General features: G+C 42.8%; 20 protein-coding genes, 21 tRNA genes, 1 rRNA gene and 1 pseudogene. 31 read left to right on the forward strand and 12 right to left on the reverse strand.

The window, feature by feature from the left end; translation table 11 throughout:
* The 22 genes from rrf to ACQKL5_RS12675 form a co-directional block, all read left to right on the forward strand.
* Positions 1-95 (forward strand): 5S ribosomal RNA (gene rrf, locus ACQKL5_RS12570); the annotation flags it as partial.
* A 9-nt stretch (positions 96-104) separates the two neighbouring features.
* Positions 105-180 (forward strand) — tRNA-Val (locus tag ACQKL5_RS12575).
* Between the two features lie 14 nt (positions 181-194).
* A tRNA-Thr gene (locus ACQKL5_RS12580) sits at positions 195-270 on the forward strand.
* 21 nt (positions 271-291) lie between these two features.
* Positions 292-364, forward strand: a tRNA-Lys gene (locus tag ACQKL5_RS12585).
* Between the two features lie 10 nt (positions 365-374).
* Positions 375-456, forward strand: a tRNA-Leu gene (locus ACQKL5_RS12590).
* A gap of 8 nt (positions 457-464) precedes the next feature.
* Positions 465-539: transfer RNA gene (locus ACQKL5_RS12595), tRNA-Gly, on the forward strand.
* Positions 540-551: 12 nt separating this feature from the next.
* A tRNA-Leu gene (locus ACQKL5_RS12600) sits at positions 552-640 on the forward strand.
* Positions 641-649: 9 nt separating this feature from the next.
* Positions 650-726: transfer RNA gene (locus tag ACQKL5_RS12605), tRNA-Arg, on the forward strand.
* A 9-nt stretch (positions 727-735) separates the two neighbouring features.
* A tRNA-Pro gene (locus ACQKL5_RS12610) sits at positions 736-812 on the forward strand.
* A gap of 18 nt (positions 813-830) precedes the next feature.
* Positions 831-906, forward strand: a tRNA-Ala gene (locus tag ACQKL5_RS12615).
* 29 nt (positions 907-935) lie between these two features.
* Positions 936-1,012, forward strand: a tRNA-Met gene (locus ACQKL5_RS12620).
* A 10-nt stretch (positions 1,013-1,022) separates the two neighbouring features.
* Positions 1,023-1,099 (forward strand) — tRNA-Ile (locus ACQKL5_RS12625).
* A gap of 21 nt (positions 1,100-1,120) precedes the next feature.
* Positions 1,121-1,213: transfer RNA gene (locus tag ACQKL5_RS12630), tRNA-Ser, on the forward strand.
* A 105-nt stretch (positions 1,214-1,318) separates the two neighbouring features.
* A tRNA-Met gene (locus tag ACQKL5_RS12635) sits at positions 1,319-1,392 on the forward strand.
* A gap of 6 nt (positions 1,393-1,398) precedes the next feature.
* A tRNA-Asp gene (locus ACQKL5_RS12640) sits at positions 1,399-1,474 on the forward strand.
* Positions 1,475-1,487: 13 nt separating this feature from the next.
* Positions 1,488-1,563, forward strand: a tRNA-Phe gene (locus ACQKL5_RS12645).
* An 18-nt stretch (positions 1,564-1,581) separates the two neighbouring features.
* A tRNA-His gene (locus ACQKL5_RS12650) sits at positions 1,582-1,657 on the forward strand.
* 4 nt (positions 1,658-1,661) lie between these two features.
* Positions 1,662-1,735 (forward strand) — tRNA-Gly (locus tag ACQKL5_RS12655).
* 4 nt (positions 1,736-1,739) lie between these two features.
* Positions 1,740-1,816 (forward strand) — tRNA-Ile (locus ACQKL5_RS12660).
* An 11-nt stretch (positions 1,817-1,827) separates the two neighbouring features.
* Positions 1,828-1,902: transfer RNA gene (locus ACQKL5_RS12665), tRNA-Asn, on the forward strand.
* Between the two features lies 1 nt (position 1,903).
* A tRNA-Ser gene (locus ACQKL5_RS12670) sits at positions 1,904-1,994 on the forward strand.
* A gap of 4 nt (positions 1,995-1,998) precedes the next feature.
* A tRNA-Glu gene (locus ACQKL5_RS12675) sits at positions 1,999-2,070 on the forward strand.
* 526 nt (positions 2,071-2,596) lie between these two features.
* Here ACQKL5_RS12675 and hxlB read toward each other — a convergent pair.
* Positions 2,597-3,154 carry a 6-phospho-3-hexuloisomerase gene (gene hxlB, locus ACQKL5_RS12680; protein ID WP_427609174.1) on the reverse strand — a complete coding sequence of 186 codons (558 nt, stop codon included), beginning with the start codon at positions 3,152-3,154 and terminating at the stop codon, positions 2,597-2,599.
* Between the two features lie 8 nt (positions 3,155-3,162).
* Positions 3,163-3,795, reverse strand: coding sequence for a 3-hexulose-6-phosphate synthase (hxlA, locus tag ACQKL5_RS12685; protein ID WP_427609176.1), 633 nt, complete (start codon positions 3,793-3,795; stop codon positions 3,163-3,165).
* A 209-nt stretch (positions 3,796-4,004) separates the two neighbouring features.
* On the opposite strand from hxlA, the gene ACQKL5_RS12690 reads away from it, so the two are divergent.
* On the forward strand, positions 4,005-4,370 hold the full coding sequence (locus ACQKL5_RS12690) for a winged helix-turn-helix transcriptional regulator (protein WP_427609178.1): 366 nt from the start codon (positions 4,005-4,007) through the stop codon (positions 4,368-4,370).
* Positions 4,371-4,547: 177 nt separating this feature from the next.
* On the opposite strand, the gene ACQKL5_RS12695 is transcribed toward ACQKL5_RS12690, so the two are convergent.
* Together ACQKL5_RS12695 and ACQKL5_RS12700 are read right to left on the reverse strand one after the other, a co-directional pair.
* Complete coding sequence (locus tag ACQKL5_RS12695) at positions 4,548-5,318, reverse strand: TraR/DksA C4-type zinc finger protein (protein WP_427609179.1); 771 nt, start codon at positions 5,316-5,318, stop codon at positions 4,548-4,550.
* 133 nt (positions 5,319-5,451) lie between these two features.
* The gene (locus ACQKL5_RS12700) at positions 5,452-6,375 is read right to left on the reverse strand and encodes a 1,4-dihydroxy-2-naphthoate polyprenyltransferase (RefSeq protein WP_427609181.1); all 924 of its coding nucleotides are present in this window, start codon (positions 6,373-6,375) and stop codon (positions 5,452-5,454) included.
* 276 nt (positions 6,376-6,651) lie between these two features.
* Between ACQKL5_RS12700 and ACQKL5_RS12705 the strand changes: the two genes are divergently transcribed.
* From ACQKL5_RS12705 to menC, 6 genes are all read left to right on the forward strand, one after another.
* The gene (locus tag ACQKL5_RS12705; protein ID WP_427609182.1) at positions 6,652-8,061 is read left to right on the forward strand and encodes an isochorismate synthase; all 1,410 of its coding nucleotides are present in this window, start codon (positions 6,652-6,654) and stop codon (positions 8,059-8,061) included.
* Positions 8,054-9,805 carry a 2-succinyl-5-enolpyruvyl-6-hydroxy-3-cyclohexene-1-carboxylic-acid synthase gene (menD, locus tag ACQKL5_RS12710; RefSeq protein ID WP_427609184.1) on the forward strand — a complete coding sequence of 584 codons (1,752 nt, stop codon included), beginning with the start codon at positions 8,054-8,056 and terminating at the stop codon, positions 9,803-9,805. Before ACQKL5_RS12705 ends, menD begins: the two co-directional genes overlap by 8 nt.
* Positions 9,802-10,626, forward strand: a complete 825-nt coding sequence (gene menH, locus ACQKL5_RS12715; RefSeq protein WP_402969699.1) for a 2-succinyl-6-hydroxy-2,4-cyclohexadiene-1-carboxylate synthase — start codon at positions 9,802-9,804, stop codon at positions 10,624-10,626. The genes menD and menH overlap by 4 nt, the downstream gene beginning before the upstream one ends.
* Entirely contained in the window at positions 10,623-11,441 is an 819-nt protein-coding gene (menB, locus tag ACQKL5_RS12720) for a 1,4-dihydroxy-2-naphthoyl-CoA synthase (protein WP_427609185.1), read from the forward strand. Before menH ends, menB begins: the two co-directional genes overlap by 4 nt.
* Positions 11,442-11,543: 102 nt before the next feature.
* Positions 11,544-13,025, forward strand: a complete 1,482-nt coding sequence (locus tag ACQKL5_RS12725; protein WP_427609187.1) for an o-succinylbenzoate--CoA ligase — start codon at positions 11,544-11,546, stop codon at positions 13,023-13,025.
* Entirely contained in the window at positions 13,022-14,125 is a 1,104-nt protein-coding gene (gene menC, locus ACQKL5_RS12730) for an o-succinylbenzoate synthase (RefSeq protein ID WP_427609189.1), read from the forward strand. Before ACQKL5_RS12725 ends, menC begins: the two co-directional genes overlap by 4 nt.
* A gap of 243 nt (positions 14,126-14,368) precedes the next feature.
* Here the strand turns inward: menC and ACQKL5_RS12735 are convergent, their stop codons facing one another.
* The 3 genes and pseudogenes from ACQKL5_RS12735 to ACQKL5_RS12745 all read right to left on the reverse strand — a co-directional run.
* Positions 14,369-15,031, reverse strand: coding sequence for a zf-HC2 domain-containing protein (locus ACQKL5_RS12735; protein WP_427609191.1), 663 nt, complete (start codon positions 15,029-15,031; stop codon positions 14,369-14,371).
* Positions 15,032-15,035: 4 nt separating this feature from the next.
* Positions 15,036-15,518 carry an RNA polymerase sigma factor gene (locus tag ACQKL5_RS12740; protein WP_427609192.1) on the reverse strand — a complete coding sequence of 161 codons (483 nt, stop codon included), beginning with the start codon at positions 15,516-15,518 and terminating at the stop codon, positions 15,036-15,038.
* A 153-nt stretch (positions 15,519-15,671) separates the two neighbouring features.
* Positions 15,672-16,191, reverse strand: a pseudogene (locus tag ACQKL5_RS12745) (IS1595 family transposase); the annotation flags it as partial.
* A gap of 258 nt (positions 16,192-16,449) precedes the next feature.
* On the opposite strand from ACQKL5_RS12745, the gene ACQKL5_RS12750 reads away from it, so the two are divergent.
* A complete protein-coding gene (locus tag ACQKL5_RS12750) occupies positions 16,450-16,596 on the forward strand; it encodes a hypothetical protein (RefSeq protein ID WP_427609193.1) in 147 nt (48 codons plus the stop codon).
* A gap of 41 nt (positions 16,597-16,637) precedes the next feature.
* On the opposite strand, the gene ACQKL5_RS12755 is transcribed toward ACQKL5_RS12750, so the two are convergent.
* A complete protein-coding gene (locus ACQKL5_RS12755; RefSeq protein ID WP_427609195.1) occupies positions 16,638-17,333 on the reverse strand; it encodes a response regulator in 696 nt (231 codons plus the stop codon).
* Complete coding sequence (locus ACQKL5_RS12760; RefSeq protein WP_427609196.1) at positions 17,330-18,934, reverse strand: ATP-binding protein; 1,605 nt, start codon at positions 18,932-18,934, stop codon at positions 17,330-17,332. Before ACQKL5_RS12760 ends, ACQKL5_RS12755 begins: the two co-directional genes overlap by 4 nt.
* A gap of 143 nt (positions 18,935-19,077) precedes the next feature.
* On the opposite strand from ACQKL5_RS12760, the gene ACQKL5_RS12765 reads away from it, so the two are divergent.
* Entirely contained in the window at positions 19,078-20,139 is a 1,062-nt protein-coding gene (locus ACQKL5_RS12765) for a DctP family TRAP transporter solute-binding subunit (protein WP_427609197.1), read from the forward strand.
* Between the two features lie 54 nt (positions 20,140-20,193).
* On the opposite strand, the gene ACQKL5_RS12770 is transcribed toward ACQKL5_RS12765, so the two are convergent.
* From ACQKL5_RS12770 to yidD, 3 genes are all read right to left on the reverse strand, one after another.
* Complete coding sequence (locus ACQKL5_RS12770; RefSeq protein ID WP_427609198.1) at positions 20,194-20,355, reverse strand: DUF1540 domain-containing protein; 162 nt, start codon at positions 20,353-20,355, stop codon at positions 20,194-20,196.
* A 111-nt stretch (positions 20,356-20,466) separates the two neighbouring features.
* Positions 20,467-21,411 carry a metal ABC transporter solute-binding protein, Zn/Mn family gene (locus ACQKL5_RS12775; protein ID WP_427609200.1) on the reverse strand — a complete coding sequence of 315 codons (945 nt, stop codon included), beginning with the start codon at positions 21,409-21,411 and terminating at the stop codon, positions 20,467-20,469.
* A gap of 134 nt (positions 21,412-21,545) precedes the next feature.
* Positions 21,546-21,779 carry a membrane protein insertion efficiency factor YidD gene (yidD, locus tag ACQKL5_RS12780; RefSeq protein WP_427609202.1) on the reverse strand — a complete coding sequence of 78 codons (234 nt, stop codon included), beginning with the start codon at positions 21,777-21,779 and terminating at the stop codon, positions 21,546-21,548.
* Between the last annotated feature and the right edge of the window lie 113 nt (positions 21,780-21,892).

A 21,892-nucleotide genomic window follows, 5' to 3' on the forward strand; every position in this document is an offset into this window, starting at 1 on the left:
GTCACACCCGTTCCCATTCCGAACACGGCAGTTAAGCTCTTCAGCGCCGATGGTAGTTGGGGGTTTCCCCCTGTGAGAGTAGGACGCCGCCAAGCATATAATATGGAGGATTAGCTCAGCTGGGAGAGCATCTGCCTTACAAGCAGAGGGTCGGCGGTTCGATCCCGTCATCCTCCACCATTATTTTTACACCTGCCGGTGTAGCTCAACTGGTAGAGCAACTGACTTGTAATCAGTAGGTTGGGGGTTCAAGTCCTCTTGCCGGCACCATTTTCATAGTAGGACAAGCATGAGCCATTAGCTCAGTTGGTAGAGCATCTGACTTTTAATCAGAGGGTCGAAGGTTCGAATCCTTCATGGCTCATCATTTTTATGCGGGTGTGGCGGAATTGGCAGACGCACCAGACTTAGGATCTGGCGCCGCAAGGCGTGGGGGTTCAAGTCCCTTCACCCGCATCTTTCATGCGGAAGTAGTTCAGTGGTAGAATACAACCTTGCCAAGGTTGGGGTCGCGGGTTCGAATCCCGTCTTCCGCTCCACTTTTCGTATGTGCCGGGGTGGCGGAACTGGCAGACGCACAGGACTTAAAATCCTGCGGTAGGTGACTACCGTACCGGTTCGATTCCGGTCCTCGGCACCATCTTAATATGCGCCCGTAGCTCAATTGGATAGAGCATCTGACTACGAATCAGAAGGTTGTAGGTTCGACTCCCGCCGGGCGCACCATGTATTTTGCGGGAAGTAGCTCAGCTTGGTAGAGCACTTGGTTTGGGACCAAGGGGTCGCAGGTTCGAATCCTGTCTTCCCGACCATGTGATTTTAATATGAATGGGGCCTTAGCTCAGCTGGGAGAGCGCCTGCCTTGCACGCAGGAGGTCAGCGGTTCGATCCCGCTAGGCTCCACCATTTTTTATCAATAAAACTTATATTATTTTGGCGGTGTAGCTCAGCTGGCTAGAGCGTACGGTTCATACCCGTGAGGTCGGGGGTTCGATCCCCTCCGCCGCTACCAATAAATATAAGGACCTTTAGCTCAGCTGGTTAGAGCAGACGGCTCATAACCGTCCGGTCGTAGGTTCGAGTCCTACAAGGTCCACCATATGAATTTTTTCTTAGCCATGGAGGTATACCCAAGTTCGGCTGAAGGGATCGGTCTTGAAAACCGACAGGGGAGTCAAATCCCGCGGGGGTTCGAATCCCTCTACCTCCTCCATTTTTTTTTAAAAGCATCAAGTTGTTTTAAAACAACCTTACATACTAGGAAGTAAAAAAACAGTATTCATGAAAACTTGAGGCAAAACAGTTTCATTATTACCGTCGCGGGGTGGAGCAGTCCGGTAGCTCGTCGGGCTCATAACCCGAAGGTCGCAGGTTCAAATCCTGTCCCCGCAATTATTAGGTCCCGTGGTGTAGCGGTTAACATGCCTGCCTGTCACGCAGGAGATCGCGGGTTCGATTCCCGTCGGGACCGCCATTTTTATTTGTTCGGCTCAGTAGCTCAGTCGGTAGAGCAAAGGACTGAAAATCCTTGTGTCGGCGGTTCGATTCCGTCCTGAGCCACCATTATTATCTTAAATTATGGCGATTGTGGCGAAGTGGTTAACGCACCTGATTGTGGTTCAGGCATTCGTGGGTTCGATTCCCATCAGTCGCCCCATTTCGCGGGTGTAGTTTAGTGGTAAAACCTCAGCCTTCCAAGCTGATGATGAGGGTTCGATTCCCTTCACCCGCTCCAATATGGGCCTATAGCTCAGCTGGTTAGAGCGCACGCCTGATAAGCGTGAGGTCGATGGTTCGAGTCCATTTAGGCCCACCATATTTTATTGTTCCGCAGTAGCTCAGTGGTAGAGCATTCGGCTGTTAACCGAACGGTCGTAGGTTCGAGTCCTACCTGCGGAGCCATGGGGAAGTACTCAAGAGGCTGAAGAGGCGCCCCTGCTAAGGGTGTAGGTCGCGCGAGCGGCGCGAGGGTTCAAATCCCTCCTTCTCCGCCATTTCGGCCCGTTGGTCAAGCGGTTAAGACACCGCCCTTTCACGGCGGTATCACGGGTTCGATTCCCGTACGGGTCATAGAATAGGTGCTATCTAAATAGACCTTAAAAACAGGTAAGAAAAACATTTCGTTTTTCTTACCTGTTTTTTTTGTTTTTTATCCATGAAAAGTAGCTGAGAACTTTCAGTTTCTCTCCGTAAATTAAGTACTGTAATCCTCGCCATCATCCTTAACTTATACATACAGACATAAGATGAGACCAACCATGATCAACAGGTATCCTGTACGGTAGCCTGACGCATTGTAGAGTGTTTTCTATTTTAGGGGGGGGAACTTTTTTGACCTTTGGTCATTCCCATGGGCATGTGATGCGTCGTGAAGATCTCTAAGCAACACCATTATGGAGATAACTTGTTACACTTCATGAAATTGATTGAAGGCAATGGATAAGAACAGCTGTATTGGACGCTATCCCAAACTATAGTTCTCAGGTGCCTTACTAGAAGCATCTGAATGGCAGTATACAGGCACTCAAAAAAGACCGCAGAAATTCAGAAGAATTCCTGCGGTCTTTTTGCATCTTACTGTTTAGTTATCATTTCTTTACTCGAGATTTGCGTGTTGGCCATACATTTTATTAGTATCCAAGCCCTTTTTATCCATTAACCTTAAAATGACAGCATCATAAAAAAGTAAGAGAGTTTGCTCAAAAAGAGAACCCATTGGTTGGATAGTCTGGTAATCGCCTTCTGATTGATCTTTAGGGGCACCAGGCATTTTTATTGTGATATCTGCCATCTTTCCAATGGTCGATTCAAGGGAAATGGTAGGAGTCGCAATGGTTCCACCAATGCTTTTTGCTTTCTCAGCTATGGAAACCAAGCTTTTGGTTTCTCCTGAACCGGTTCCAAGAATCAAAATGTCTTCTTTTTCAAAGGAAGGGGTGACCGTTTCACCTATTACATATGCATCTATCCCCATATGCATCAGCCGCATGGCAAAGGATTTACCCATAAGCCCTGATCTTCCGGCACCCGTTACAAAAACTTTCTTTGATTCAAGAATCGCATTAACGAGTTTTTCTGCTTCTTCGTCAGCTATTAGGTCTACTGACTGACTTAGCTCTTGTATGATTTTAGCTAAATATTGAGAAGTTTGCATGATAGATATTAGCCTTGTTTAACTAATTTTTGTATTTGGGCAGCTGTTCCTTTGATATCAGCTTGTCCAGTGATACCTCCACCAACAATGACAAGGTCAGGTTGTGCTTTAATGACTTCTGGAAGTGTATCTAATTTTATGCCGCCTGCTACAGCAGTCTTGGCTTTTTTTACAACGCGTTTAATGGTTTGAAGGTCTTCAAAAGAATTTTTTCCAACGGCTTGTAGATCGTAGCCAGTGTGCACACAGATGTAGTCGACACCAAATGCATCAAGTTCTTTGGCGCGAGTTTCAAGGTCTTTCACAGCAATCATATCAACAAGGATTTTTTTGCCTTGTTTTTTAGCTTCTTCGACAGCCCCTTTGATGGACATATCTTCAGCTGCACCAAGAATCGTGATGATATCAGCTCCAGCTTCAGATGCCTTCATCACTTCGTAACCGGCCGCATCCATGATTTTTAAGTCAGCTAATACTGTTAGAGATGGGAAAGCTTCTTTCATTTCCTTAACAGCGCGAAGCCCTTCGTTAATGACTACGGGTGTACCGATTTCAACGATATCGATATATTCCTCCACTTGTTTCACCAATTCAATACCTTCTTGAATGTTTACTAAATCCAATGCCAATTGTAATTCCATTTATCGTTCACTCCTAATAATAGTTTTAGTACATTGCACAGTAAGTATGTACTTCTTGTCCTCATTCAATGCACAGGCAAGATAATCATATCGCCTGTACAATTAATCATATACTAAGTATAATATTTTTGTTAGTACGCACTTTAATTTTACATAGTGTTAAAAAGTATACTATGGGATAGTAGAATATATATTTGGAGGAGATTGGGATGACAAGGCTGCAGAATAAAACATTCAATTGTGAGAAGGAATTGACCCTTTCTGTTATTGGGGGGAAATGGAAGATGCTTATTTTATGGCACTTAGGCAAGCAAGGGACGAAGCGTTTTGGTGAACTGAAGGCACTCATGCCGGGCATTACTCAAAGAATGCTCGTAAACCAACTTCGAGAGCTGGAAGAAGATCTTATTGTTCATCGCGAAGTCTATCCAATCGTTCCGCCCAAAGTTGAATACTCTCTGACCGAACAAGGAGAGAGCCTAATGCCGATTCTTGATTCAATGTATGATTGGGGTAAGAATTATATGGAGAATGTCGTTGGAGTCCAAGTAGATAGCCAAGAGGGTCTCAAGTAAAAATATTTCTTCCTTTTTTCGTATCCAGTGATTTTTCCTCCTCTTTCTTACCTTGATATGGTGTTTGATAGGGTAACGGAAGCCTTTGGCAGCTCTGGAGTGCCTGTAGAGTATATAAAATCATAAAAAAGAAAAGTGCAGACCTGTAAGATTTCTGTACAGGTCTGGCACTTTTCTTTATTTTTCATCTATATAGCTATCTTTCTTTTTATAAGGGATATTGCCTATTTTTGAGTCGATATTTTTCTTAGCCAACATTTCTTCGTATTCTTCTTTGTTTTCATTAGAGACGACTTGACGGTTTTTCCCTTTGATATCATTGGATGCATATCCTTCATAGCCCTCAGGGAACGTTTCGTTTTCGTCTTCCGTATCATAAAGTTCATTATAGCTCGTGCGATTATGCTGGTAGTCCGCTGGAGTGTCTGAAGTACCGAATTGGGCGACTTCACCGAAACTATCTTCTTTGACCGCATTTTCGTCATGTTTATCTACTTGGCGCCTATTCTCGAAATTATCTCCCTTAGAAGGAATCAGGATTTCTTCTTCGACTGGTCTGTATTCGTCAATGACGTCGGAATGAACTTTTTGTTCCGGTGTATGCTCAATACAATATAAGGTGGAAGGAACTACTTCAAGACGTTCATAAGGAATATCCTTACCGCATTCCTTACAGGCGCCGTAAGTCCCATCCTGTATAGCTTCCAATGCACGGTCAATTTTTGCGATTTCCTCTGCACCATGTTCACTGAGTGCTTGATATCTTTCCTTGTCGAAAAGCTCGGTGCCTAAATCGGCAGGATGATTATCATAGGAAGAGATTTCACCGGAAAAATCGGTTTGTGCTTTTTTGGTGAGGGTTTCGTCATTCTTGATTCTTTGTTGAAGTTTATTTTTTTCATTTAACAATTCTTCTTTTAGGGTCATGATTTGTTTTTCAGTAGCCATTGATTCCCACTCCTTTTATAAGTACAAGATCTGATACTTCGATTTTATTCTGTTATTAGTAAGTACCCGAATTAATGGAAGGAGAAACAAGTAAATAACCCCATGCCTAGGCATGGGGTTAAATGGCGTTGCTTTATTGAATGAAATAATGGATGAGCAAGCCAATGAACATCAGCAGTCCGAAGAAGGTATTCGTCTGTGCGGTTGCTTTCATCGCTGGCACCATCGTAATGGCTTCCGTCTTTCCTACAAAGCCTTTGATGGCCGCCAGGGCTTTCGGAATGCTAAGGAAAGCAAGAAGGATCCATGGTGTTACATCGCCTAATAGAATCAGTCCAACAATCCATACATAACAGACAGCAAACATGATGGACATGAAGGTTAGTGCGTTTTGTCTCCCCATTACGACAGGCATCGTTTTGCGACCGTGGGCCTTATCGCCGTCATGGTCACGCAGGTTATTCGATAAATTGATCAACCCGACCAGAACACCGCTTGGTACGGCAATCAAGACTGCCATGGAAGAAACGGTACCGGTTTGAATGTAATAGGCGATCAAGATGATCAAGAATCCCATGAATAGACCGGAAAAAAGTTCGCCAAATGGTGTATAGGATATAGGCAGCGGGCCTCCTGTATAAAGGTAGCCGACCAGCATACAAACAAGGCCGACCACTGCGATCCACCAAGATGATGCGGCGCAAATATAGATTCCCAGCAATAGCGAGATTCCGTACATACCAAGTGCCAAGGTCATGATAAGTTTCGGGGTCATGCCATGACGGACTATCCCGCCACCGATGCCGACCGATTCTTCCGTGTCGAGGCCTCTTTTAAAATCATAGTATTCATTAAATAAGTTCGTTGCAGCTTGAATAAGGATGCTTGCAATCATCATGGCCGCAAATAAAAGCCAATTTACTTCATCCTCTATTAGAGCAATGACGGTTCCAAGTAGGACCGGTACAAAAGCTGCAGTAAGTGTATGTGGACGAATTAACTCCCACCAGATTTTCCAGGTTCTCTTAAGGGGAAGCTCGTCGTATTCTTTTTGCATTATTTCTCTCCTCAAAATCATGATCAGTACCTTAAAATTATAACAAAGATTGAATTTGTTCACAAAAGGATATCCTATAAAATGTAGGAAAATGGGTGAACAAGCCTGTCAAATTGATGTAGTTCCTACATCATTATCTAAGATTCATATAATAAGGAAAAAAGAGGGCATGGCTGCTTTTGTTTAAGGGGGCGTTTTATTGACATGAGGTTGAATGGAGGTGTATCTTTAAATAGGTTAAAAAGCTTTTAAAATGTACGATTTGGGGGGATTTTCATGGCTATCTCGAAAGAAACTGAACGGTTTCAGGGACTGGCTATTGCCATACAAAAGGCGAAGAACTTGAATGAACAAGTTCTATTCAGTCATATAAAGAAAGTAGAATTCACTAACCCCCTTTCATTTTATCAAGCTGGAAGAGAACGGTATAAGGGTGAACGCTTCTTCTGGCAGGATCCCGCAAAAGATATAACCATCACTGGTTTAGGAAACGTTAAGAAAATCCAGGCGGCACCAAATGCCGACCGTTATAGAGAAGTTGAAATGAGCTGGATCAAGCTGCAGAATACTGCTGTTAAAACAGGAGTGACCGATGTGGATGCGACCGGCCCTTTACTATTTGGGGGCTTTTCTTTTGATTATGAAACCAACAGTACGTTCCTTTGGAATCAATTTGGGGACAATCTGTTCTATATACCTGCCTTCATGCTATCGATAGTGGAAGGAGAGGCCTACTTAACGACAAACCTACTTTGTTCGCCGGATGATTCAGAAAAACTCTTCATAGATATGATAAACGAAAGGGAAGCATTCCTTATCGGAAAAATGGATGATGGTGAGTTACATGCCAATGCCTTTGTTGAGCAGAAGGAAGTTGAGCCTGAGGCTTGGAAGCAGACTGTTGCACAGGCTGTTGAAGAAATTAAGACGACGGATCTTGATAAGATTGTCCTTGCAAGAGAATTGCGTCTTGTGTTTGAACGTTCCATCGATTCAAAAATGGTACTGGAGCAATTGATTGCAGAACAACCATTGAGTTATATTTTCAGTTTGGAAGCAGGTGGTGACTGCTTTGTCGGTGCAACTCCAGAGCGATTGATCAAAAAGCAGGGAAATGAAATCTTTTCGACATGCCTTGCGGGTTCAATGGGACGAGGTAAAACCGAGGAAGAAGACAGGCTTCTAGGTAATGATCTTCTTTCGGATCAAAAGAATCTACAAGAGCATCAATATGTCGTTTCAATGATTTCCAACGCTTTTGAGGCGGTATGTGATGAGGTCACGATTCCATCAGGTCCAAAGTTGATGAAGAACCGTCATATACAGCATTTGTATACACCGGTGAGAGGAACGTGTAAAGCGGATACGACTATTTTTGAATGTGTCGAGAATCTTCATCCAACGCCGGCATTGGGGGGGCTTCCAAAAGAGAAGGCCGTCACGCGCATTCGGGAAATAGAAGGTCTGGAACGAGGCTTTTATGCGGGACCACTCGGTTGGGTGGATTCGAAGGGGAACGGGGAATTCGCGGTCGGTATCCGTTCCGCACTGTTACAGGACAATGAGGCATCGCTTTTTGCAGGATGTGGTGTGGTAGAAGATTCAACACCGGAGAGTGAGTTCCAGGAAACTGGGATTAAATTCAATCCGATGTTAAGCGCTTTAGGAGGAAAAATGAATGAATGAACGAGATGCATTGACAGCTTATGCTGCTTCGTTTGTCGATGAGCTGGCACAAAACCAAATGAAGCATGTAGTAGTGAGCCCTGGTTCACGATCTACGCCTCTTGCATTGTTGCTGGTGGAACATCCTGATATCAAGACACATATTAACGTTGATGAGCGTTCGGCCGCTTTTTTTGCTCTTGGATTGGCTAAGGCATTAAAAGAACCAGTCGGACTTCTTTGTACGTCAGGAACGGCTGCGGCGAACTTTCATCCTGCCATCATTGAGGCTTTCTATTCAAGGGTACCCCTTGTTGTAATGACGGCGGATCGGCCGCATGAATTACGTGATGTCGGGGCTCCTCAGGCCATCGATCAAATCAACTTATATGGAAAGCAAGTGAAGTGGTTTGTCGAAATGGCTCTTCCGGAGAATAGTGATGAAATGATCCGGTATGCCAGGACCATTGGAGCAAGAGCGGTAGCAACGGCGTCGATGGAACCTTCTGGACCTGTCCACTTGAATTTCCCGTTACGTGAGCCACTGATTCCCAATCTAAAACAAGCCGAAGAATATAGGCACAATAAAGTGAAACCGACTGTGATGATTGATAGTGGCATTCTTTCTCTAGCATCCTCACAAATAGAAGCAGTGACTTCTACCTTATCACAAGCGAAGCAAGGCATTATCGTGTGCGGGGAATTAAGGAATCCAGAGATGAAGGAAGCGATCATCGCTTTAGCGGACAAGCTCGCATTCCCGATACTGGCAGATCCCCTTTCCCAATTAAGGAGCGGCATGCATGATAAAGACGGCATCATTGAGACATATGATACGTTTTTACGTGATGAAGCAGCGAAGGCTGCATTCCAACCGGATGTTGTGCTTCGATTCGGTTCAATGCCGGTCTCGAAGCCATTGCTGTTATTCTTGAAGAAGCAGAAACAGGCTGTAACATTGGTCATCGATGGTGGCGCAGGCTGGCGTGAACCGGCTGGCTTGGCTACTAGCATGATTTATTGTGATGAAACGGATTTTTGTCATCGCATTGGTGAAAACTTAACGAGAGCTACGGAAAGAAACTGGCTTGGTTTGTGGCAAGCTATTAACGAAGCGACGAAGCATGCTTTATCTTCCATCCGCGATGAAGTGGAGTTAAGCGAAGGAAAGCTATTTTCTCTACTACAGGATTTGATGCCGGCAGGTTCGACACTATTCGTCGGCAACAGCATGCCAATCCGAGATCTTGATACGTTCTTTTTGAATAATGATAAAAAAATCAAGACGATGGCCAACCGGGGAGCGAACGGGATCGATGGTGTGGTTTCCACGGCACTTGGAGTCAGTACGGTTTCTGAAAATACGGTATTGGCTATAGGCGACTTAAGCTTTTTCCATGATATGAACGGCTTGCTAGCGGCTAAACTGCAAAAGCAGAATTTCACGGTGTTATTGATCAATAATGATGGCGGTGGCATTTTCTCATTTTTGCCACAGGCAAAAGAGAAGGAACACTTTGAAACGTTATTCGGGACACCGCACGGACTTGATTTTTCCCATGCCGCTGCGCTTTATGGTGGAAAATATAACAAGGTCCAATCTTGGGAGGAATTAGGGCAAGTCTTTGTCGAATCCTTTGAAATACCTGGCTTGAAAATCATCGAAGTACCTACAGAGAGGGAATCCAATATGCAAATCCATCGAAATTTGTGGAGTTTTGTTTCCCAGGAAATAAAAAAGGTGCTAAACAGGGAAATTTCATGAAAATAGTCAGTGGAGATGTCACATATGCTGTTGAAATAACGGGAAATGGCGAACCTCTCATGTGCCTGCATGGGTTTACCGGAAATCGGGATACATGGGATTTTCTTGTTCCAGTGTTGCAGAATCGCTATTCGCTCATCCTGGTTGATATCATCGGCCATGGGGAAACGGTGGCGCCTGACAATTTCGAGCGGTATGGGATGGAGCAGGTAGCAAAGGATTTGAAGCATATTTTAGATGAGCTGAAACTACCTAAAGCCCATATCCTTGGGTACTCGATGGGAGGCAGGCTTGCCTTGGCCTTCTCTTGTTTGTATCCGGAATCTGTTCATACATTGATGCTGGAAAGTGCCTCTCCCGGTCTTGAGACAGAGAAGGAACAAGAGAGTCGCAGAAGCAATGATGCGAAGCTTGCCCAGCAGATTCTTGAAAACGGGATGGAAGCGTTTGTCGAAAAGTGGGAAAACATCCCGTTGTTTGAAACGCAGAAAGTGCTGCCAACAGATGTACAAACCTCGATTCGGCAACAACGACTTGGGAATGTACCGACCGGGCTGTCGAATAGCCTGCTAGGCATGGGGACTGGAAGCCAACCTTCTTATTGGGAGAAGCTTGAAGACTTGGATTTTCCAGTGTTGCTTGTGACGGGTGAACTTGATCCAAAGTTCTGTCATATTGCTAAAATGATGCAAAATCGATTGAAAAATGTCGAATGGAAAAAAATTAATGGCGTCGGGCATGCGATTCATGTGGAAGATGGACAAAAGTTTGGTAAAATAATAAGTGAGTTTTTAAAGCGAAATAAGGAGGAATTACAATGACAATTCAATGGGAAACTATTCGTGAATATGACGAAATTTTATACGAGAAGTATAACGGCATCGCGAAAGTATCGATAAACCGTCCGCATGTACATAATGCATTCACACCTAAAACGACTGCAGAGATGATTGACGCATTCGCAAGAGCACGTGATGATGCCAGCATCGGTGTCATCATTTTGACAGGTGTAGGCGGCAAAGCCTTCTGTTCAGGTGGAGACCAAAAAGTACGCGGCAATGGCGGGTATGTTGGGGAAGATAATATCCCACGCCTGAATGTACTTGATTTACAACGTTTAATCCGTGTGATTCCAAAGCCGGTCGTAGCGATGGTTGCAGGTTATGCGATTGGTGGCGGTAATGTATTGAATGTCGTTTGTGACTTAACAATCGCTGCTGACAATGCGATCTTCGGTCAAACTGGTCCGAACGTGGGAAGCTTCGATGCCGGTTACGGTTCAGGTTACCTAGCTCGTATCGTTGGACATAAGAAAGCACGTGAAATCTGGTACCTATGCCGTCAATACAATGCACAAGAAGCATTGGATATGGGCTTAGTCAACACAGTTGTGCCTCTAGATCAATTAGAAGCTGAAACAGTTAAATGGTGTGAGGAAATGCTTGCGAAGAGCCCAACAGCGCTTCGTTTCTTAAAAGCAGCGATGAACGCCGATACAGATGGACTTGCTGGTCTTCAACAACTTGCTGGGGACGCAACTCTTTTATATTACACAACAGATGAAGCAAAAGAAGGCCGCGACGCGTTCAAAGAAAAACGTGATCCAGACTTCGGACAATTCCCTCGTTTCCCTTAATGAAAAAAGTAAGAGAATGAGTGGTTTGATTAGGGGACAGCTTGGCGAAACTATTCGTCGAGCTGTTTTCTGTATCTAAAAGAAAAAGGAGAGGGCTCTTGGATGACTGAAGAGAAATTGCCGAATTGGCTGAAAAACCGTGCTCATTTATCACCTGACCGTCCGGCGATTGAGTTTGAAGGGAGCACGTATACGTTTCTCGAATTACATAGATTGACGGAAAGTATGGCCGGTAAATTGGCAGGTAGTGGTGTAAAGGTTGGTGATTCATGCGCGGTCTTACTTCGGAACCATATCGATAGTGTCGTCGTGATTCATGCACTCTTTTATCTCGGTGTGAAAATCGTCATGCTTAACAATAAGCTCACGGTAAGGGAATTATCATGGCAAATCAAGGACAGCGAGTCAATGAGATTGATTTCGGAACAAGGATTTTCAGAGAAGCTTGCTGGGATTCAAGATTCGCTTCCAGGTGTAACGGTCCTTTTGAAAGAAGAATTGCCTATGGGAGGAACCGCCGAGATACGTGATACATTTTTTCTTGAAGATACCGCGACGATCATGTATACATCAGGTACGACGGGCCATCCAAAAGGCGTCATCCAATCGTTCGGCAATCACTGGTGGAGCGCAGTCGGCTCCGTATTGAACCTTGGTTTGAGGGAAGAGGACAGCTGGTATTGTGCGGTTCCTATTTTTCATATAAGCGGTTTGTCGATTTTGATGAAAAGTGTGATTTATGGCATGAAAGTCGTGTTGGTAGAGAAATTCGATGAACACGAGGCAAACCAATCCATCTTGAATGATGGTGTGACGATGATATCGGTTGTGACGGCGATGCTGAATAGAATGCTGCATGCTCTTGGTACTGCGCGTTATCCGGAAACATTTCGCTGCGTCCTGCTAGGCGGAGGCCCGGCACCTGTACATATGCTTGAAGCGTGCAGGGAAAAAGGAATACCTGTTTATCAGTCCTATGGCATGACGGAAACAGCTTCACAAATCGCGACACTTGCCCCGGAATATGCGATGACAAAGGTTGGATCTGCCGGAAAGGCCTTGTTCCCTGCCCAACTAAGGATAGAGAAGGACGGCAAGATATGCGGAACGGGAGTCCCAGGTGAAATCGTAGTATCGGGTCCGAATGTAACGAAAGGCTATCTAAACCGTTTGGATGCGACAGAGCAAGCGATTTCTGGAGGGTGGCTTTACACGGGGGACCTGGGCTACCTGGATGAGGAAGGTTTTCTATACGTGCTTGACCGGCGTTCGGACTTAATCATATCCGGAGGAGAGAATGTCTATCCTGCCGAAATTGAAAATGTCCTAAGTACGCACCCGGCTGTTTTCGAGGCGGGGGTCACCGGTATCGATCATGAAAAATGGGGGCAGGTGCCGCTTGCTTTCGTTGTCAGGCATAAAGGCATGGATGTTAGCGAAGCGGAGCTGTTGGCTCATTGCCGAGAGGGGCTAGCTGCTTATAAAATCCCCCGCAACGTAGTTTTTCTTGAAGAACTGCCACGTAATGGTGCAAGCAAGCTCTTGCGAAGGGAACTGAAGAAGCAATGGGGGGAACAGGAATGAAGTTGTCGTCCATTACTTTAAGGCTCATGAAGGCCCCTCTAAAGCGTCCATTCAAGACTCATCTGGAAACGGTGACTGAAAGGGAAGTCATCATTGTGGAAGCAAGAGATCAGGACGGGCTGACTGGATACGGGGAAGCGGTGCCGTTTTCGAGTCCATGGTACACAGAGGAAACGGTTAAAACCTGTTTTCATATGCTCGAAGACTTCCTGATTCCAAAGACTTTGGCCTTCGATTTTAAGCATCCGAACGAACTTGCTGGCCTTTGGAGTGGAGTCAGAAGGAATGCCATGGCAAAATCGGCCTTGGAACAGGCAATATGGGATCTGTATGCGAAGCAAGAGGGAATTTATCTAGGAAAGCTGTTCGGTGGGGAAAGGACCGAAGTAGATGCGGGGGTCGTCATTGCCTCTGACCGTGTAGAGGATGCACTGCGTCAAATAGAAGAATGCTTGGAAGTCGGTTATCGGCGATATAAAATCAAGATCAATCCAACGAATGATCTAGAATTCCTTACACAAATAAGAAGTGCCTATCCCGATATCCCCTTGATGGCGGACGCCAATTCAGCGTACACGCTACAAGATGTTCCGCACCTGCAAAAGCTGGATGCCTTTAATCTCATGATGATTGAGCAGCCTCTTGGGCATGATGATATCGTAGAGCACTCCCTGTTGCAAAAAGAGATGGAGACACCCGTTTGCCTAGATGAAAGCATTAATTCGTATCATGATGCGAAGAGTGCACTTATGCTTGAGAGTTGCGGGGTGATTACCATTAAAATGGCGAAGGTCGGCGGTTGGTCCCAGGCGGTCAAAATCCATGACCTATGCGTGGAGCACAATGTTCCTCTTTGGTGTGGTGGCATGATCGAGTTTGGGATATCACGCGCCCATAACCTGGCGTTGGCGACTTTAAAAGGATTCACGATTCCAGGCGATATCTCCTCTTCGTCCCGCTATTGGGAGAGTGACATCATCGAACCCGAAGTCATTGTGAAAAATGGTGTCATCAAGGTTCCGGATAAACCTGGAATTGGATTTAGCATACACAGCGAGCGGTTGGACGAACTGACAAGCTATAGGACTGTGTATAGGTGACTGAAAGTAATATTGGAAGATTATAGATTGAGTGGTGAAGCTGTCATGGGGCAGCTTTTTTTTAGTGTGAATAAAGATGATAGCTTGATAATGCTAAAATCTCTTAAAATATGGCTTTGTTAAAGTTTATTGTTGATTATGTATTCAAAGAAAAACGGAACTTTCATAAGCTTGAAAGTTCCGTTAGTTCAATAAGAACAGAGACGTTTATTCAACAATGTCCGTCGTCTATCCCATCTTAAATCATTCAGCATCGTTATCTTTATCATATAAATCTTTTATAGGAATTACATCGCTTTTATCTTTATATTGTATAGTTATCTTATCCTCATCCGTTAGTTTCTTTTTCTTCCCATTGTACAGTAATAACGTATTTTCATCTTCAAATGTGAAAGTAATGCCACTCCCATCTTTTAGGAGTTTTGCTGGGGTAGAGAAGTCGTTCCTTTTTTCATACACAAATATAGTATCTGTATATCCTTCATCTGTTTTTGCATCTGTTAAAATTATATAATGATTGTCCTTTTTTGCTTTGAATAAAAGTGTAGACATCTTGCCCTGACTTTGAATGTTTGTTTCAACATTACTGGAACTTGCTTGCCACATATTTACAAACACAAAGTAATAAGCAGTTATTAGTACAAGAAACATTGCTAGTAGCGATGATACGATAATTAAGATCTTTTTTCTATTTTTGGAGCGTACCTTTTTGAAATAATCAACGTTCCTTTTATCTTTTCTTCTTTCATTTTCATCTTCTGAAAATAAATCTTCCTTCATTTTGTTTAAATAATTTCGGCATTCTTCACATTGATCCATATGTTTCTCTACCTCTTCGTTTGTTTCTTCACTTGTTAATTTATCAATATAGGCAGGAGCCAAATCCTTAAACACACTATGTTTCATAACCTTACTCATCCTTTCTGAGTTCAAGTTTTGCCCTATAAAAAGTTACTCTTGCCCAGTTTTCCGACTTTTCAAGAACTGAACCAATTTCTTTGAACGATAAGTCCCCCAACAATCTTAAATAAAGTATTTCTCGTTTATCCTCACTGAGTTGATGGGCCTTTTTAAAGAACATAACTTTATCTTCATTTTTTATATAGTCATCTTCCAAGTCGTAAGATGCTATGTTTTCACCTTGTAGTGATTCCTTCAATTGTAGGTTTTTATCTTTACGGTTTAATTCTTGTAGCCAAACGTTTTTAGCAATTGCACAAAGCCACGTGGAAAACTTGGCTGTACCATTATCGTAAAAGTTATTAATGGATTTAATCGCTTGATAAAATGTTTCTTGAGTTAGCTCTTCTGCTAAATCAAGATTGTTTGTCAAAGTTAACAAGTATTTAAAAATAAAATCTCCATAATCTTGGTATATATTGTCCTTATCCACTGCCACCCTCCTTCTTCCGTCTGGCCATTTATCTATGTATCACAAAATTATTGATTTCGTTACAACACTTTTAAAAAAACTGCATCATTATAACAGATGCAGATATTCACTTATTCAATTAAACTACCCTGTTAGTTGATTAAAGAGATAACCTTAAACAGTAAACTTAGATAATCTAAGTGTATCATACGTTTCTTTATTTGGAATTAAATCCCTTTTAGTTATCATATCGTTCACCGTCACTTCATTTCTCTGATGATGGATGCTATCTAATAACTGAAACCACGCAAGGTAATTGTTCAGATATTTGGTCGCCACTCCGTTAAAACGTTGTATCCAACCTTTCAGTCTTCGGTGATAGTTATTGACGTTCTGAATATGATACATACCCTTGGTGCGAGTTTTACCGTCAGACTTAAACTGGTAAATAGATATATCCTTTTCGGTAGCATAGGTTTTACAAGCACGCCAAGCGTCGGTGCATAACACTTTCTCGCTGGAAAGTTTATGACCGATGGCTTTGTCTAATTGTTCTTTGGTTAAAATGCCCCATACCTAACGTCTGTGAGAAGGTCACTTTGTCACGGTCTCTTGCGACCAGGACGCATACCTGTTCGTTACTTATGCCACGTTTCTTTGCGGAACCGCCCCGTTTGCGTGGCTTTCTATCCTTCTAATCGTTGTGGGAGAAGCTGTTTTATTCTACTGGTTAGTTGGAAGGAAAACGGTATCCAATAAGAGAAAAAGAGAATTAGAAAAAATGAAGACAATGGATATAAAATGATGAACGAGATCTGCCCTAAAAAAATATTTATGTGACAAAGCCCCATTTTATTGAAAAATGGGGCTTTGTCTATTTTTCCTTTTATGGATTATTTTGTATAATATAAGAAAGCGATAACAATTAAAGAAAAGGGAAGGGGGGAAGAATATGAAGAAACCATATCTTATTGCAGAAATTTTGCTGAAAAGAGGAATGCCGGATTTGGTCATCAAGGAAATCACTGCATTAGCAGAGTGTGAATTATTTCTCTTGAAAAGAAAATGGGGGACCTTTGACCGAACGACTGAGGCATAAAAAAGGAACCGTCATGTAGGATTCGGTTCCCTTATGTAAAACTATGACTTTTTAAGACGGTATCGATTGACAGGACGGCCAATGTTGCCATACTGGACATCAAGTTGAAGGGTCTCTTGATCATGTAAGTACTCGAGATAGCGTCGAGCTGTTACCCTCGCAATGCCGATTCCATCGGCTACGTCCTCCGCAGATAAAGCCCCAGGTTGAGTTTTAATGAATTTTGTGACTTGTTCTAGCGTGGATTTATTCAAACCTTTTGGAACATCGTCTTTCAACACCTTTTTAGATGACGATATATTTTGAAAGAGAATTCGATCGAGTTGGGTTTGAGATATAGAATGTTCCGGCTCAACTTCCATGCGAAAGGCATAGTATTGTTCCAGTGTGTGTTTCAGCCTTTCATATTTAAATGGTTTGATTAAATAATCGAAGGCACCATTCTGTATCATCTTCCGGATGGTTTTCTGATCATTAGCCGCGGAGATGATGATGACATCGACATCAAGCTGTTCTTTTCTAATTTGATAAAGCGTATCCACACCATTTAAGGAAGGCATGAAGATATCCAAAATGACAAGATCAGGTTTTATCTTCTTGATTTTTTCGAGTCCTTCAAGTCCGTTATTAGCAGTACCTACCACTGTAAATGCGGGTAGCCGCTCAATAAATTGCTTGTTTACCTCTTGGACCATCGGGTCATCTTCAATTAATAGTACACATATTTGATTGGTCATTTGATCTCCTCTATATCGTGCATGGGGAAGGAAAGGAAGAAGCTAGTTCCTTCCTTAGGTCGTGTTGTAAAGCTCATTTCACCATGCGCCTTTGTTACGATTTGATTGATTAAATAAAGCCCAATTCCCGATCCTTCAGCCCCTTTTGTTGTAAAGCCATATTCGAATATAACGTTATGGATATGTTCGGGAATGCCCGGACCATTGTCTTCAAGGACGATTTGGCAATGCTGTTCATCTTGATAGATGGAAAGATAGACTTGTTTGGATTCTTCATCTGAGTATTTTAGTGCCGCAAACGAATTTTCAATCAGGTTTCCTATGATTAATACAAAATCATGGTAATCCAAATCAGGTGGAAAGCGGTCCAGCTTTGTATGTTTGTCCATGATTAGTTCAATTCCAAGCTCCCGACCTAAAGATACTTTACTCAACAGCAGCCCCACTAAATTATCATCGTGAATGTGCTTCGTTAAGAACCTAGTTAATTCTTCCTGCTCCTCGGTAATCTGAAAGATGTATTGCAGGGCATCGTCTAAATTCCCTAGCTGTATCAAACCGGCAATCGTATGAAGCTTGTTCATATGCTCATGATTCTGTACCCGCAGGGCTTCAACGAATGCTTTTACGCTAGTCAATTCTTCTGCAAGCTTCGTCACATCGGTACGATCTTGGAAAATGGCAACGGCGCCAACTGTCTTATCGGCTATCTTAATCGGTACCCGGTTGCTTAGGATATTTTTTTGCTGGACGGATATCTCCTGATTGACGATAGGGGTCGTCCGTTCCAGTACTTCTGGCAGCCGGGTATCATTCACTACATCCGTAATCTTTTTGCCAATCACCGAACCGCTTATGTTCAGCATTTGTTTGGCCTTTTCATTAAATATCGTAATGATTTGATTATTATCAATGGCAATGACTCCTTCATGCATGGCATTGAAGGCAGCTGTCCTTTCAACAAGCATTTGGGAAATCTCATGCGGCTCAAGCTGGAAGGTTTCCTTTTTTATGCGTCTGGCCAGGAGCCATGAGCCGCATACGCCAAAGAGTAGCGTCAAAAAGAGAAGAATCAGAGTTTCGGCCTTTAAATCAACAATCACTTCTGGTATCGTTGGCAGGATGTTCCCGACAAGGACTACCCCGATTTGCTTGTTTTCTTTATCAAGGATTGGAACGAAGGCACGAACGGAAATACCAAGCTCCCCAACGGCCTTGGAGATATATTCATGTTCTGCAAATGCGGCACTCTCGTCGTTGCTTTTCGATAAGGTGCCGAGTTGGCTGTGGACCGGATGTGAATAACGCAAATGCTGATTATTCAGTACGACGATATAATCGGCCTGATGAATTTTTCTTAAGTTTTCAATGATAGGGTTTAGTCCAATCCACCCTTCCGGTTCAAGGACCATTTCTTGCACCTCGGGAAGTTCCGCAATGGTATGGGCCGTAATCATCGAACGTGTACCGGTTTCCTCTTCCCTGATGGAAACGATATTTCCGAATATGATAATTCCACCTATTATGATGGAAAAGGCTACGATTATGAATGATAGTAGGGTGATTTTTAATTGTATGGGCATATGAAAGGATTTATCCATTAGTTTTCCTCCGTGATATCTCCTATTAATAGTAACAGAATGTTCGAATATTTTCGCCCATTTTTGAACGTGTTCATACTACAGTAGAGAAGCTGTGATAGAATAAATGTATATGTGAAGCGGGTCGGTAAGGAGATGTCACTATGCGTGCTTATGGGGGATACATTGTCTTGATTGGGATAGGGGTATTGGTTGCGATATATGTTGCCTTCCAATCGTTCTTTACAAGCTTCGGGTTCGATTTGCCTAAAGATGAAGAACAGGTAGGAATGGAAGATCAAATCGTGATTAAGTTCAGTCATGTGGTGGCTGAAAATACACCCAAGGGTTTAGCGGCAAGTCGGTTTGCTGACCTTGTGGATGAATACACCGATCATCGTGTCAAAATTGAGGTGTATCCCAACCAATCGTTATACAGTGACCATGAAGAAATAAAGGCGTTACAAAAAAATAAGGTGCAGATGATTGCGCCAACCACTTCTAAAATTACGAACATGTCGGAAAAATGGATGCTTTTGGACTTACCTTATATTTTCCCGACCGATGAGGCCCTACAAGAAGCGCTGAATGGGGAAGTGGGAGATGAGCTGCTCAATCATTTACATGAGGTGGATATTAAGGGATTGGCATTTTGGTCGAATAACTTCAAGCAAATAACAAGTAACGACCCGATTCGCCATCCAGAGGATTTTGCCGGGAAGAACTTCAGGATCATGCCAAGTCCGGTGCTTGAAAGTCAATTTCGTCAATTTGGGGCATCCACATCGAGGCTGGATTTTAATGATACGTTCAAAAGCCTGGAAATCAAAAATACGGACAGCCAAGAAAACACGATTTCCAATATCTATTCCAAGAAACTTTATGAAGTGCAAAAGTATTTAACCATAAGTAACCATGGATATTTGGGGTATGTTGTCATGATGAACCAATCTTTTTGGGAAGAGCTTCCCGTAGACATCCAGCAGCAAATTCAGCGGGCAATGGATGATACGACTGCTTGGCTTTGGGACAAGTCGAAGGAAATGAACGAGAACCAGTTGCATGAAATCGAGCAAAAATCCAATATCGAAATTTATACCCTATCCGAAAAAGAGCGGAAGGAGTGGATGGAAGCCATGACTGACATCTACCCTGAATTTGAATCAACCATCGGAAAAGACCTATTAGATAAAATGGAAAGATTAAGGGATAAATATATAGAATGAAGAAAAAAAGAATCCGGACCCAATTGGTATGATTGAGTCCGGATTCTTTTGGTATTACAGACCTTCAGCAGGTTTGAAGGTACGGCATCCAGTTTGGTGGCTAGTATGAGCCCGTTCTTCCGAATAGTGCTCGATTTTTATCATATCCGCAGAACAACGATTACCGTGCTTCCAAAAAGTGCAGCTGTCAACAGCACATTTTACATCCTGAGCCATATGATCTCCTCCTCTTTGATGGTACAACTATAGCATTGAACAAAAGAAAGGCTATTACACGGTGTTAAAAATGGAAAGAGGTGAATCCTTGTATGGACGCACCTCTTGTATTTATTGTAATGCTGTTTGTAAGGTCTTAATGTTATTTTCCATGAGGCTGAAGTAATCCTCACCCGCTTTAATGTCTTTATCAGTCAAGACGGAAAGGTTATGGAATTTGAGTGCTTGTGCTCCCATTTCCTTTTGAATGATTTCAGTTAGCTTCGAACTGATATTTTGTTCATAAACGACGTAGTGAAGGTCTTCATCCTTAGCCATGGTGACGATGCCAGCTAGTTGTTTTTGGGAAGGTTCATTGGATGAAGTAAGACCAGTCACTCCAATTTGTTCAAGACCGTAGCGATCCTCCCAGTAACCATAAGCGGAATGGGATACAATCACTTTATTCGTACGGCCAGCTTTGATTGTTTTGGCGAATTGCTTATCAAGTAACTTCAATTTATCGGAAAGTTCGTTAAATCGATTCGTAAAATAGACTTCCTGTTCGGGCATCTGTTTTGTTAACTCGTCTTTGATGGTTTCAGCCATCTCGATGGAGTAAACCGGGTCGAGCCAAAGATGAGGATTGACGCTACCGTGGTCGTGACCATCATCTTTCATTCCTTCATGGTCGTTTTTTTCATGCTTATGTTCATCGATTTCAACGGACTCACCCACAGCAATCGTAGAAACTCCTTCATCCTTTAAAATCGGTTTTGCTTTTGTCACGAATCCTTCCAGGTTATAGCCGATATAGAAAAATAAATCTGAATTAGCCATGCTTACAATATCCTTTTGAGAAGGATCGAAGGTATGCTCATCTGTACCGGGTGGGTAGATCGTTTCGACATTCACAAATTCTCCCCCGATGGCTTCTGTGAAATATTCGAGCGGATAAACAGTCGTCTTAATATCTAATGTATTTTTAGCTTCATTATTGTTTTCCTCCGATTTGCCGCAGCCCGTAAGAGCCAATGCTGCAATAAGTGAAAGAGAAAGTAATAATTTCCTTTTCATGAAAAATGCTCCTTTATAAATAATTCGTATTGATTACGATTTATAATGTATGATTTAAAAACGAAATGATTACGATTTGCTTATAGTATAATACATAAAAAACATCTGGAAAGCAAGAAATTTTTGCTCACGACCTATTTTTGTTCTTTCTTTTTTTCTGGGACAAGGTCGATACCCCCTGGATGGAATGGATGGCATTTAAGAATCCTGATGATGGCAAGCCAGCTTCCCTTAATCGGGCCAAAACGATTGACTGCTTCCAAGCCGTAATGGGAACAGGTAGGGTAGAAACGGCAGGTAGGCGGTTTTAATGGAGAAATGACAATCTGATAAAAACGTATAACACCCATGATCATTTTTTTCAGCATGACGCTTTCATCTCTTTTCGGATAAATTCACTATCGTTTATTATACCATATTTTTTTTATTTTCAAGAAGGTTAAAAAAGGATGTAGAAAAGAAAATTGGGGCTTGTAAAGGG

The organism is Peribacillus sp. NPDC097675, assembly GCF_050277655.1.
In the GTDB taxonomy this organism is placed as follows: domain Bacteria; phylum Bacillota; class Bacilli; order Bacillales; family DSM-1321; genus Peribacillus.

Coding starts and splice junctions, on each gene's coding strand:
- ACQKL5_RS12690 (WP_427609178.1), top strand. CDS start 4,005: ATGACAAGGCTGCAGAATAAAACATTCAATTGTGAGAAGGAATTGACC.
- ACQKL5_RS12760 (WP_427609196.1), bottom strand. CDS start 18,934: ATGGATAAATCCTTTCATATGCCCATACAATTAAAAATCACCCTACTA.
- ACQKL5_RS12765 (WP_427609197.1), top strand. CDS start 19,078: ATGCGTGCTTATGGGGGATACATTGTCTTGATTGGGATAGGGGTATTG.
- menD (WP_427609184.1), top strand. CDS start 8,054: ATGAATGAACGAGATGCATTGACAGCTTATGCTGCTTCGTTTGTCGAT.
- ACQKL5_RS12770 (WP_427609198.1), bottom strand. CDS start 20,355: ATGGCTCAGGATGTAAAATGTGCTGTTGACAGCTGCACTTTTTGGAAG.
- ACQKL5_RS12755 (WP_427609195.1), bottom strand. CDS start 17,333: ATGACCAATCAAATATGTGTACTATTAATTGAAGATGACCCGATGGTC.
- ACQKL5_RS12705 (WP_427609182.1), top strand. CDS start 6,652: ATGGCTATCTCGAAAGAAACTGAACGGTTTCAGGGACTGGCTATTGCC.
- menC (WP_427609189.1), top strand. CDS start 13,022: ATGAAGTTGTCGTCCATTACTTTAAGGCTCATGAAGGCCCCTCTAAAG.
- hxlB (WP_427609174.1), bottom strand. CDS start 3,154: ATGCAAACTTCTCAATATTTAGCTAAAATCATACAAGAGCTAAGTCAG.
- yidD (WP_427609202.1), bottom strand. CDS start 21,779: ATGCTGAAAAAAATGATCATGGGTGTTATACGTTTTTATCAGATTGTC.
- ACQKL5_RS12735 (WP_427609191.1), bottom strand. CDS start 15,031: ATGAAACATAGTGTGTTTAAGGATTTGGCTCCTGCCTATATTGATAAA.
- ACQKL5_RS12775 (WP_427609200.1), bottom strand. CDS start 21,411: ATGAAAAGGAAATTATTACTTTCTCTTTCACTTATTGCAGCATTGGCT.
- hxlA (WP_427609176.1), bottom strand. CDS start 3,795: ATGGAATTACAATTGGCATTGGATTTAGTAAACATTCAAGAAGGTATT.
- ACQKL5_RS12750 (WP_427609193.1), top strand. CDS start 16,450: ATGAAGAAACCATATCTTATTGCAGAAATTTTGCTGAAAAGAGGAATG.
- ACQKL5_RS12700 (WP_427609181.1), bottom strand. CDS start 6,375: ATGCAAAAAGAATACGACGAGCTTCCCCTTAAGAGAACCTGGAAAATC.
- menH (WP_402969699.1), top strand. CDS start 9,802: ATGAAAATAGTCAGTGGAGATGTCACATATGCTGTTGAAATAACGGGA.
- ACQKL5_RS12695 (WP_427609179.1), bottom strand. CDS start 5,318: ATGGCTACTGAAAAACAAATCATGACCCTAAAAGAAGAATTGTTAAAT.
- ACQKL5_RS12725 (WP_427609187.1), top strand. CDS start 11,544: ATGACTGAAGAGAAATTGCCGAATTGGCTGAAAAACCGTGCTCATTTA.
- menB (WP_427609185.1), top strand. CDS start 10,623: ATGACAATTCAATGGGAAACTATTCGTGAATATGACGAAATTTTATAC.